This is a genomic window from Christiangramia sp. OXR-203 (assembly GCF_034372165.1).
In the GTDB taxonomy this organism is placed as follows: Bacteria; Bacteroidota; Bacteroidia; order Flavobacteriales; family Flavobacteriaceae; genus Christiangramia.
In genome coordinates, this window is sequence record NZ_CP139698.1 from 2,058,989 (window position 1) to 2,070,808 (window position 11,820).

Sequence of the window (11,820 nt, forward strand, 5' to 3'; positions counted from 1 at the left end):
TTTATTTTATTTATAAGTCATTGTAAAATAACTATTATCTTCTTCTGTAAATTTCTGAAAGGTCAATAAACCATTCCCGTTTAATTTTTCGTTAACGGTATAGTTGAGTTGCTTAATGCGAATGCCCCAAGCATAAGCCTTAATATTTATTTTTGAATTAATGTTGGTTTTGTTGTCCTTCAATGTTCGGTCGTAAATCTTTATGATGCTTTTTGAACCAAAAAAATCCAGCAGTCCTGAATCAAAAGTCATTTCCAATTCTATATCTTCAAGATTGTCCAAATCGTAGAGGTCTTTAAATTTTTTAGAGGTGGTATTAATTTCGGTCTCCTTTGATTTTGGGTTTGAAAAAGGAAAAGCCATTACCCTTATACTCGCTTCATCAGGTTTACAGCGATAGGTTGTGGTGTATTTATCGGTCGATTTTTTGTCACGATCAAACAATTCCGTAACCACCTCAATTTCATAGTATCCATTTTTCTTTATTGTTTCACCAGCTTCAAAAGTTTGTTTGTTTAGAAAAGAGCCTTCTTCATCAAAATTTTCTCGAACAACAACTCTACCCGAAATCTGCCCAATAAGCATTTCAGTTTGTCCAGTCATTGTGATACTGAATAAAGTGATTAGTACTATGAAGCCTTGTTTTCTCATATGTGATGCATTAATTTTTTTACCTCTTTCGCCATAATATCACTCAAATCTATTCCATTTGAAGAATGTGGGATGGTATTGCACGTCACTATTTTTTCCACTCCGGAATCCAATAAATCTTGATAGGCATTTCCTGAAAAAACGGCGTGAATACCGACGCAAATAGGTGGTTTCATTCCTGCCTTTTTAAGATGTTGTACGGTTTCAATCATTGTTCGGGCTGTGGAAATAATATCATCTACCAAAATGGGTGTAGCATCTTTATAGATATCCACATCGGGAACAGAGACTTCTACATCACGGTCACCGTGACGCACCTTTTGTAATACTGTAAATGGTGCTCCTGCATTTTTGGCGACTTCTGAAACCCATTGTTCACTTTCAGAATCGGGACCGATAAGTACTGGGTTTTCGATGTTTTCTTTTATCCATTCTGAAATGGCATCGGCAGCGTGAATCACTTTATTTGGAATTTGATACACTTCTCCCAACGAACTAATTCTGTGCAAGTGAGGGTCAACCGTGGTAATGCTATCGGCAAAACCTGAAATCAATTTTCCAAAGAAACCAGAAGTTACCCCTTCGCCTTCATTAAATACTTTGTCCTGCCTCATATATGCCAAATAGGGCGCTACCAAACAGGTGCACATTGCCCCTAATGATTTGGCAGTATGACTTAAAAAATAAAGGGGCAATAGTTTTTCGTCTGGTTCGTGCAAGGTGCATACCAGTACAACACATTTGTCTTTAACATCAGATAAGATACGTGTATAGGATTCCCCATCAGGGAATTTACGCAAAGTGGCTTTGCCCACTTCAGCATCCATTTTTGTAGCCATTAGTTCTGTGAGTTCTTCATTTCCGGGAAGACTGAATAATATTGTTTTCATAGTATGTTCTTTAATTTATAGTTATGATGTCGTTATGGTTGTTTTCATATTCCAAGGCATAATTAAGTTCACCTTTGGATTCAGCATATATGGTATAAAGCAGTTGGTTCTCTTCGATTTGTTCTCCCAAATGCACATTTAGAAGAATCCCTGCCGATTTAGATTGTGGTGCTCCAGAAAGCTTGGCCAGTTTTGCAATTTTACGGTTATCAATTCGTTGCAAAACGCCTGACTTTTCAGCTTTAATTTCAATTTTATAAGGTGCTAAAACTGGTTTTGAAAATTGACCTTGCGCCTTACAAATGGCTACGAATTTTTCATATGCTTTTCCAGATTTGAGAATTTTATGTGCGGTTTCCTGTCCCTTTCCTTTTTCTACTTTTCCAGAAAGTTCTAATAGTTCAGTAGCTAAAAGCAATGCTCTTTCTGTTAAGTCTTTAGGTGCATCTTCCTCATTTTTCAAAACTTTTAATATATCTATGGCTTCTAAAGTTGGACCGATACCCCTTCCAACAGGCTGCGTGCCATCCGTAACTACAACTTTTACATTCAACCCAACAGCAGTTCCAACGGTTTCCATATGATTTTTTAGTTTTTCTCCCATTTCGGTACTGCGAACCTTGGCGGTTTCTCCCACGGGAATATCAATGACCACGTGAGTAGAACCAGCTGCTGCCTTTTTAGAGAGTACTGAAGCGATGAGCTGACCTTCGCTATCAATATCCAAGGCTTTTTCAATTTTAATGAGCACATCATCGGCAGGACTTAACTGCGCTGTACCGCCCCAAACAAAACATCCGCCTTCTTTTTCTACTACGGTCTTTATTTCCTCGGAAGAGAGCGTAACATTGGTCAGTACTTCCATTGTATCTGCTGTGCCTGCTGGCGAAGTGATTGCCCGTGAGGATGTTTTTGGCATAGTAAGCCCATACGCGGCAACAATGGCAACTACCAATGGTGTTGTCCTATTGCCAGGCAATCCACCAATGCAATGTTTGTCGACCACGATATCCTTGTTCCAGTTCAGTTGCTTTCCGGAAGCAATCATTGCTTTCGTTAGGTCGGATATTTCATCAATATCCATTCGGTCGCCAGCACAGGCAGTAATAAATGCCGAAAGGTGGATGTTGGAATAATCGCCTTCCACGATATCGGTTATGATGTTGTTATAGGCCTTATAATCCAGTTTTTTGTTATAGATTTTTGCCCTGACGTGGCTTAACGATTCTATAGGTTCTAAATGGGAAACATACAATGTATCATTTTGGGACACATTGAGTTTTTTCGCAGCAGCATCTGATAGTCCGATTTCATTGTGCAACAAGATATCAGAATTCAAAACATTAAGACTTGCCACGATTGATGTACTTGCGTTGGATATTCTTATTCGGGTAAGTGCCTCAAACCCTTCTGAAATACAGACGTGGCAATCTTCGCGCATATACACTACATTTTCGTTTTGGGTATAGATTCCGAGATGTTTATATTTTAATATGTTTGAGTGTGTGTCCATATTTTATTGGTTGTTGTGATTTTTCGATTTATTCTATTTCTTCGATGGTGTATAATTGCGGAATTTCTGCATCCCACCCATAGGTTTCCTTGATGCCTTTTTGCAATGCTTCTGCACTCTCTTTTTCACCGTGTACAATGAAAATACGTTCGGGTTTGTTTTTTATACTGTCCATCCAGTCCATAAGCTCTGCGTGGTCTGCGTGTGCCGAAAGCCCTTCAATTTCTGCAACTTCCATATGAAACGGCACCCATTTTCCGTACACTTTCAATTCCTTATCACCTTCCAATAATTTTCTTCCCCGAGTACCTTCGGCCTGATAACCCACAAAGAGCAAAGTGTTGTTTGAATTTTGTGCTTGGGTTTCGAGATAGTTGAGCATTCTTCCGCCAGTAAGCATTCCGCTTCCTGCAATCACAATTTTTGGTTTGTTATCGGTTCGTAATTCCATAGTTTCCCGATAACTGCTTACGACCGTAAAATGTGAACACATTTCATCACATTCATTCTCATCTAGTCTGTGCCAGTCCCTTGTGCGATGAAACAATTCCAATACACTAGCGCCCATTGGGCTGTCCATTATCATTCGTACTTTTGGGATTTTCTTCTCTTTCAATAATTTCCAAAAAATCACCATCATCAGTTGGGCGCGTTCTACTGAAAAACTTGGAACAAATAGGCTGCCACCTCTATTGATAGTGTCATTGACCAATTTTTCAATCTGCGGAAGTGCTTCTATTTCATCGGGATGAAACCTTCCACCATAAGTGGATTCAATGAAAAGCACATCCGCTTTTTTTGGTTTAAGGGGTGGATAGAGCAATAAATCATTGGTTCTACCAATGTCTCCTGAAAAGACAAAACGTTTTCCGTGCACATCCAACTCAATATAGGTTGCACCAAGAATATGTCCGTTGTATTGGAAGCGAGCCCTAATACCATCAAATAACGGAATCCATTGTGATTGTGGAATTCCTTTAAAGTGTGGGATAGTTTTTTCTACATCCTTTAAATCGTATAATGGTTCTGCGGGACTGTGTTTGGAATAGCCTTCCTTATTGGCACGTTCGGCTTCTTGCTCCTGTATTTTTGCACTATCATTCAAAATGATTTTTGCAATGTCCAAAGTAGGATTCGTACCATAAATGGGACCATTGAAGCCTTGTTTTACCAATCTGGGTAAATAACCTGTATGGTCCATATGACCGTGGGTAAGCAAAACAGCATCAATATCACCTACATTAACAGGTGGGTACTCCCAGTTTTTAAGGCGTAATTCCTTTAACCCTTGGAAGAGGCCACAGTCTATAAGTATCTTTCTATCTCCTGTATCCACCAAATATTTTGAGCCAGTCACGGTGCCTGCCGCCCCCAAAAAGTGGATGTTTAATCTATTATTTTTCATCTTTATATTATTTATTAATGTCCACCACAACAGGAAGGCAGGTTTCCTTTATCCTGGGTCGATCTATATACCTGTACTATTTCATTATATAGATTGCGGGAATCTTGTTTTATAAGAAGCGCCAATTTTTTTATGGATTTTGGCTCGGAGTTTACCATTTCCAATAATATTTCCAATGCTTCTTCAAGTATTTTCGGGTCATCTTCCAAGGCCTGGTAAAATGGCTCTAGATCTAGGTTGTTCTGTTCTTGCAATTCTTCTGTTTTCATCTGTATTGTTTTTTTTGTTATTAGTTGTCATTCCCGCTCGGGCAGGAAATCTTGTTATTTTAATGGGTTCTACATAGCTCCTTTGAATCTTCAAGGATTTTTTTTCGTCTTGGATTACTGATACCGATTTGTCCCAAAAAGCCTGGATTTTCGACCAGCTCTTTACAGAGCACGATTCCTTTATTCAGTAATTGGACCTTCTCTGCTTTGGTTAGGCTCGTAAGGGCAGTTAATGGATGTAGGCCTGCTTTATCTATTCTATCTTTAAGTCCATTTCCCTGAGGATAATCCCAACTTGTCAATAACAGCCCAACACAAGTACCATATTGAATGGCATCTGTCGTAAAACGGGTATTGGTATAAACCTCTCCTTGATGTAATTTGCTTTCGTGCCCTTTGTGATGTTCCCATTGTCTTTCCACGTCCAAAAACCGTGAATGGATATATAAAGGAATCTTTACGTTGCAAAACCTGCCTTGGTCACTGTGGTATTTACATTCAATCATATAATGTTTATTGTCTTTCTGTGCAATCACATCTACTTCATGTTGTACGCAATTTCCCTGGACAATAACCCCAACCTCTGTCTTGTAGCCTTCAAATTTAAATAGCTTACCTACAAATTTTTCAAACGGAAATCCTGAAGGCCCCAATTCCATCAGGGCTTTTTTAAGCTTATATTTTGATGCGCTTACCCGTGACCTGCTTTTAAGCATTTTAAAAGCCAATTGATAGATTTTTTTGGTGGTCATCCCTTCTTCAATGAGCCCTTGTACCTCACGGGCTATCTCCTGAACATGATTTTCATCTGCTTTTGAGCGCCGTAGGGAGTTGATGAGCTTATTTATATCAAAAACCTGATACTCACCTGAATATTTTTTTATCAGAACTGATTTATTCATAACTATAATTTAATGGTCATCACCGGCAATTCGGAATGATTGGTTACACCCTCAGCGATACTTTTGGAGAAAAGACTTAAAAATCCTGTACTCCCGTGAGTACACATAGCGATCAAATCAGCATTTTTATACTTTAAAAAATTATTTATCCCTGTTTCAACAGCAGGTTCGTTATATACATTCATTGAATACTTCTCCAATTCCGGAAAATTTTCTAGGAACTTCTTAATGGGTTTCAAACCCCTATCAATACTATTAAAATCAGTTTGTGTGTTGACTCTCAATAAATGGATATGTGCACCGCATTTTGTAGCAAGCGAAATAACCATTTTAAAGGCTTCGCTCACATCTTCCAGAAAATCTGAAACAAAAACGATATCTTTAAAAGGAAAGGATATTTCTTTGTTCTTGACCACGATTACAGGTACATCGGCTTTTCTTACGATTTTTTCTACATTGCTTCCCAGTAGTTCCCGAACTCCACCATGGGTGCCGCTACTTCCTGTAACAATAAAATCGTGATGAAAATGTCCTGAATGTTGTAGGATATTTGCTTGTCCGCCATCAAATTCAAGAAAAGTCCTACATTCCAGTCCTTCGCGTTCCGCTTTTAACTCCAAAGCCCTCAAATCAGCCCTTGCGCTTCCTATTTCTTTTACTGTTTCTGGATATCTCTTTTCTTTTTCCTTACCCAGGTCAACCCAGTTTACCGGGGTGTTTATTAAATGAAAAAAATGAATTTCGGAATTGTAAAGCTTTGCCATTTCAATGCCGAGTTCTTCTGCTTTCTTGCAATTTTTTGAAAAGTCTGTTGGTACGAGTATGTTTTTCATAATTTATTGATTTTGAAATGTTTTCGTTATAATTACATAATTTGACTATTGAATTTTTTTGTTATAATTAAGCGATGGTTATACTATCTTCCAGATATACCTGTTGCACGGAATGCAATAACTCAATCCCCTTATTGAAAGGTTTTTGAAATGCCTTTCTTCCCATTATCAGCCCTGAACCTCCGGCTCTTTTATTGATGACGGCAGTTGTTATTGCCTCAACTAAATCAGATTCACCTTTAGACCCACCTCCTGAATTAATCAGTCCTATTTTTCCCATATAGCAATTTGCCACCTGTAGCCTGCAAAGGTCTATGGGGTGTTCTGTGGCAAGGGTCTCATACATCGCATCATCACATTTGCCAAATCCTATATTTTTAAAGCCGAAATTGTTTACAGGTAATTTTTGCTTGATGATGTCAGCCTGGGTGGTGACACCCAAATGATTTGCCTGTCCTGTTAAATCGGCAGCCGAGTGGTAATCTTCTTTCTCTGTTTTAAAAGCTTCGTTGCGCAGATAGCACCATAAAATAGTAGCCATTCCCAGATTGTGGGCTTCTTCAAAAGCTTCGGCTATTTCTTTAAGCTGCCTGTTGCTTTCTTCGGAACCAAAATAGATGGTAGCCCCCACAGCAACGGCTCCCATATCCCAGGCATTTTTTACTTTTCCAAATAAGGTTTGGTCATACTTATTGGGATAGGTAAGCAATTCGTTATGGTTAATTTTTACGATAAAGGGGATTTTATGGGCATATTTTCGAGCATTCAAACCCAATACACCAAATGTGGAGGCCACACCATTGCAACCGGCTTCCATAGCAAGTTTTATGATGTTTTCAGGGTCAAAATAATCCGGATTTTTATAGAATGAGAAGGCTGCGCTATGCTCAATACCCTGGTCTACCGGAAGAATGCTCAAGTAGCCTGTCCCGCCCAGATTGCCGTGGTTATATAATTGGGAAAGGCTACGCAACACCTGCGGACTGCGATTACTCTTCACAAATACCTTGAGAAAGTTCCTGCCAGGTAACTGCAATTCATCTTTTGTGATCTTTTCGCTAACGTGATCAAGATAGAAGGATGCTTTTTCCCCTAAAAGCTCTGTAATATTTTCGTTTTTTTTCATCTTAATAGTGTTTAATGAATGCCTAAACTTTCATTGGTTTTGGAAATTGATGTTGCACCATCTGTTTCAATTCCGGTAAGTGCCCTAATAGCATCAATAGTTTCGGGAATTACAATAGCCTGGTTATCGACTACGTAAGCGTAAAAAAGTTCGTCCCCCTGTACTTTCAGCATATCTTCCCAAAGGGCAACTTCATACATATCGCCCCAGGGCCTTCCCATATCCAGGAACATTTCCTTAATGGTATTGTTAGAAACCAGGCCTTGGTCATATTGAATTAGTTTAATACGACTTGAAGTTTTGAAAGCATTTAGCACTTCTTCCTTTGTCGCCTGCTTTTTCAATTTCACATTCCAGTAGTGCATATGGCTCAATGTTTCGGGTACTTTTACCGCTGCGGTGATGACATCCAATTCTGGGTCAACACTTTTAGCATCTGGACCTTGATGGCTTGGGATATCTTTTTCGGGAACCATCGTATTCATAATACCACCTAAATGGCTTTCCCAAGGATCTGTTGCCCTTCTTAAAAGCGTGCCCCTGGCATAGTCCAATAAATCGGCCCTTTTTAACGCGGTCAACGTACGAAGAATGGAGGTGGTGTTGCAGGAAACTACTCTTGTCGCATTCAAGTTTAAAGCCGATTTGTAATTATTTTCAGCACTAAAGGAATGACCTGTAGTTTCGTGTTTTTCACCTCCTTGTACAATAAATTTGATGTTTTGCTCCTTGTAGATAACGACATTTTGAGCGGCAATCTTTTTGGGTGTACAATCAACAACCAGGTCTGATTTCTTTAAAAGCTCCTGTAAATTTCCTTTTACTGAAATTCCTTCGGATTTCATTTTACCTTCAGCTTCCTGGGTAGCTGCATAAATATCGTATTCCTTTCTTACGGCATTTTGAATTCGCCAGTCGCTAATGATATCACATACTCCCGAAAGCTTCATATCGTTTTGTAAGTTGATGGCATCTGCCACCCTTTTTCCAATGACTCCGTAACCTATAACTGCTACATTTTTCATATAAATTGTTTTTAATTAATTATGTTTTTTTGTTTTTGTCACTTGTATTCTTCATTCCCATTGGCATATTACCTTCATCGTCTGTGTGTGAAATCATAAAAAGGCGTTCTGCAACAAGTATTAGAACAATCCCAATCGCTGCTACGATAAGCACCAAAGGATCGTTCAGATATTTTATATAAAGAAAAGCTGCCAATACCGCAATGTCCAATACGATGGCTATTAATGGGATGATAGGCTGAAAAACCACTTTGTTTTTAAGGTGACGGAACAGCCCCCAATGGATAGCGATATCCATAATAAGGTAAAAAATAGCCCCAATGGATGCTATCCTTGTCAAATCGAAAAGCACGGTCAGTAAAATGGCGAGGGAAGACGTGAATACTAGTGCTGGATTTTTTAAGCTACCAAGTTTGGTTAAAGAAGGCACCTGTTTCATATTGCTGAGCATTGCCAACAAGCGTGAAGAGGAAAAGATACTGGCAATGACCCCAGAAACCGTGGCAATAATGGCAATGCCAATGGTAATCCAGGAACCCCATTCCCCAAAAACAGGTTTTGCGGCGGCTGCAAGGGCATAATCTTTAGCTTCGATTATTTCAGGAATGCTTAAACCTCCCGCAACAGCTAATGCCAAGGCTACATATATCAGTGTGCAGATAAGTATGGAAAACACGATAGACCTACCAAGATTTTTATGCGGGCTTTTAATATCGGCTCCTTGGTTCGTGATTGTTGTAAATCCTTTATAGGCAAGGATTGCCAATGCCAATGCAGCCACAAAGCCAAAGCCCTGTGGTAAAGCTTCGGTATTTTGAGGAATATAGCTTCCTGTAATGTCTGCAAATCCAGAAACTATTAACCCTGCAATGGCGAGCAATGCAATACCAAAAACTTTGATAACTGCTGTAAAGGTAGCTGTTGCACCAATAACCTTATTGCCCAGGATATTCACTATATAAGCAATAACAATAAGTCCCACTCCAAGAACAGAGGCATAATTTGCGTAGGAATCTGGAAATAGCCTAAGTGTATAAGCCCCAAAAGTGCCGGCCACCAAACTTTCTGAAACTACCATTGATACGTACATCAGTAAAGAATAAAACCCAGTTGTTGTTCCAGGCCCATAGGATTTGTTAAGAAATTTAACCACACCTCCAGACGACGGAAAAGCATTTGAAAACTTGACATAGGAATATGAACTGAACCCCACCACAAAGGCTCCCGCAATAAATGCAATGGGAAATAGATCACCCACCAACTCTGCTATTTGCCCCATAAGGACAAATATGCCAGCACCAATCATTACGCCAGTACCAAGAGATATGGAACCTATTAGGGAAAGCTTATTATTTTTATCTGTGGTGTTTTTCATTATTAAATTATTTTGTTCTGTTTTTAACCGAAGATTTCGGTTTAAAGTTTCTAATAATCAGGCGGTTGCTCTTTTCATAAGTGAAATAGCTAACCGCCCAATTAAAACCAACCATCAATCTATTTCTAAATCCACTTATGGACATCAAGTGAACAACGGACCACAGCAACCAGGCGAAATAGCCTGCAAATTTAAATTTGCCCAAATCGGCAACTGCCTTGCGTTTACCTACGGTTGCTAAGGAACCTTTATCTTTATATTTGAAAGGTTTTATGGATTTGTTATTTATGATATTTAATATCGAATCGCCCAGGTATTTACCTTGTTGAATAGCGGTCTGTGCTACTTGTGGATGTCCTTTTGGGGTTTCTTTGGAAATGAGTGCTGCGATATCACCTATGGCAAAAATATTTTCGTAGCCTTCTACTTTTAAATTGGCATTGGTTTTAATACGGTTGCCTCTGACTACGTGTTTTCCATCAATACCATTTGGGAATTGTCCTTTTACGCCAGCCGTCCAGATAAGGTTTTTAGCCAAAATGGTCTTATCACTTTTGGTAGTGACTTCCTTTCCATCATAATTGCTTACAGCTTCATTTAATAATACCTTTACATTTAAATCCTCTAAATATTTGAGGGTTTTCGAAGATGCTTTATCAGACATTGTACTTAACAACTCATCAATGGCTTCTATTAAATAAATGTTCATAATGGAAGCAGGATACTCTGGATAATCTTTGGGTAGAATGTATTTACAGAATTCAGCCAATGCTCCTGCCATCTCTACACCGGCAGGACCACCACCTACAATTACAAAATTTGTTAGGGCGTCCCGTTCATCATCATCACAGGTAATGGCAGCCTGTTCTAAATTTTGCAACATCATATGGCGGATGTTGAGGGAATCGCGAATATCCTTCATCCCCAAACTATTTTCGGCCATAGAATCCATCCCAAAGAAATTGGTGGTCGTGCCAGTAGCCAACACTAAATAGTCATAAGAAACACTTCCCTTATTGGTCAATATAGTATTTGAATCAGGTTGAATTTTCTCAACTTCAGCCAAACGAAACAATACATTTTTATATCCATTAATTTGTTTTCTGAATGGAAATACTATGCTATCAGGTTCCAACGCACTCGTTGCCACTTGATATAATAAAGGTTGAAATTGATGGAAGTTATTTTTATCGAGTAAAACCACTTGAACTTCTTTGTGTTTCAGTTTTTCAACCAATGCCAAACCTGCAAATCCTCCACCAACGATAACCACACGAGGTAATTTGGTATCGGGAAGACAGATTTCATCTGTTATCTTACAAGTGGATTCTAATGTAATGCTATGTGTTTGCTTTTCTTTCATTTTTTATTTCTATCTCTTGCAATGAGTACTGAACATTTGGCATTTGTGGTCAAATATTGGGATACAGAGCCCAATACTAAGCGAGAAAAAGCACCGTGACCCTGAGAGCCTACTACAATTAAATCTGCACCCCAATCTTCTGCTTTTTCATAAATAGTACTTTTGGGCAGGCCACTAACAACACTTGTGGTTATAGTAAGTGCCTTGTTTTCGGCCTTGATTTTATCGGAAGCTTCTGAAACAATTTTGTTTCCCAATTTTTGAGCGTTACTTCTAATTTCTTCTATGTAATTTCCTATCCTGCCGCCCATAGTATGCAATCCCAGGCCGGTTGTTTTCGGAACTTCATAAACATTTATAATATGAATTTCACTATTTGAGGATAGGGTCATTTTTATAAGTTCGTGAATGGCTACTTTACTGAAATCTGAACCATCTATGGCCAATAGTATTTTCATAGTTTGAATG

The 11,820-nt window shown here is 38.9% G+C and carries 12 protein-coding genes; all 12 read right to left on the reverse strand.

The genetic code is table 11. From position 1 onward, the window contains the following. Positions 1-6 precede the first annotated feature (6 nt). Positions 7-651, reverse strand: a complete 645-nt coding sequence (locus tag T8I65_RS09435) for a hypothetical protein (protein ID WP_241552017.1) — start codon at positions 649-651, stop codon at positions 7-9. Further along, entirely contained in the window at positions 648-1,541 is an 894-nt protein-coding gene (locus tag T8I65_RS09440) for a ribose-phosphate pyrophosphokinase (RefSeq protein WP_026754852.1), read from the reverse strand. Before T8I65_RS09440 ends, T8I65_RS09435 begins: the two co-directional genes overlap by 4 nt. A 10-nt stretch (positions 1,542-1,551) precedes the next feature. Further along, complete coding sequence (locus T8I65_RS09445) at positions 1,552-3,054, reverse strand: thymidine phosphorylase family protein (protein ID WP_083645385.1); 1,503 nt, start codon at positions 3,052-3,054, stop codon at positions 1,552-1,554. Between the two features lie 28 nt (positions 3,055-3,082). Further along, on the reverse strand, positions 3,083-4,459 hold the full coding sequence (locus T8I65_RS09450; protein ID WP_322300406.1) for an MBL fold metallo-hydrolase: 1,377 nt from the start codon (positions 4,457-4,459) through the stop codon (positions 3,083-3,085). A gap of 14 nt (positions 4,460-4,473) precedes the next feature. Then, positions 4,474-4,728 (reverse strand): hypothetical protein, encoded by a 255-nt coding sequence (locus tag T8I65_RS09455; RefSeq protein WP_322300407.1) that lies wholly within the window; start codon positions 4,726-4,728, stop codon positions 4,474-4,476. Positions 4,729-4,787: 59 nt separating this feature from the next. Then, positions 4,788-5,630: a restriction endonuclease gene (locus T8I65_RS09460; RefSeq protein WP_083645382.1), complete on the reverse strand. Its 843-nt coding sequence runs from the start codon at positions 5,628-5,630 to the stop codon at positions 4,788-4,790. A 2-nt stretch (positions 5,631-5,632) separates the two neighbouring features. Further along, complete coding sequence (locus tag T8I65_RS09465) at positions 5,633-6,463, reverse strand: universal stress protein (protein ID WP_156284544.1); 831 nt, start codon at positions 6,461-6,463, stop codon at positions 5,633-5,635. A gap of 67 nt (positions 6,464-6,530) precedes the next feature. After that, the gene (locus tag T8I65_RS09470) at positions 6,531-7,589 is read right to left on the reverse strand and encodes a class I fructose-bisphosphate aldolase (protein ID WP_156284546.1); all 1,059 of its coding nucleotides are present in this window, start codon (positions 7,587-7,589) and stop codon (positions 6,531-6,533) included. 11 nt (positions 7,590-7,600) lie between these two features. After that, positions 7,601-8,614, reverse strand: coding sequence for a type II glyceraldehyde-3-phosphate dehydrogenase (locus T8I65_RS09475; protein WP_241552014.1), 1,014 nt, complete (start codon positions 8,612-8,614; stop codon positions 7,601-7,603). A 19-nt stretch (positions 8,615-8,633) separates the two neighbouring features. Beyond that, positions 8,634-9,989, reverse strand: a complete 1,356-nt coding sequence (locus T8I65_RS09480; RefSeq protein WP_241552013.1) for an APC family permease — start codon at positions 9,987-9,989, stop codon at positions 8,634-8,636. A gap of 7 nt (positions 9,990-9,996) precedes the next feature. After that, on the reverse strand, positions 9,997-11,352 hold the full coding sequence (locus T8I65_RS09485; protein WP_241552012.1) for an NAD(P)/FAD-dependent oxidoreductase: 1,356 nt from the start codon (positions 11,350-11,352) through the stop codon (positions 9,997-9,999). Next, complete coding sequence (locus T8I65_RS09490) at positions 11,349-11,810, reverse strand: universal stress protein (protein ID WP_322300408.1); 462 nt, start codon at positions 11,808-11,810, stop codon at positions 11,349-11,351. The genes T8I65_RS09485 and T8I65_RS09490 overlap by 4 nt, the downstream gene beginning before the upstream one ends. Positions 11,811-11,820 lie beyond the last annotated feature (10 nt).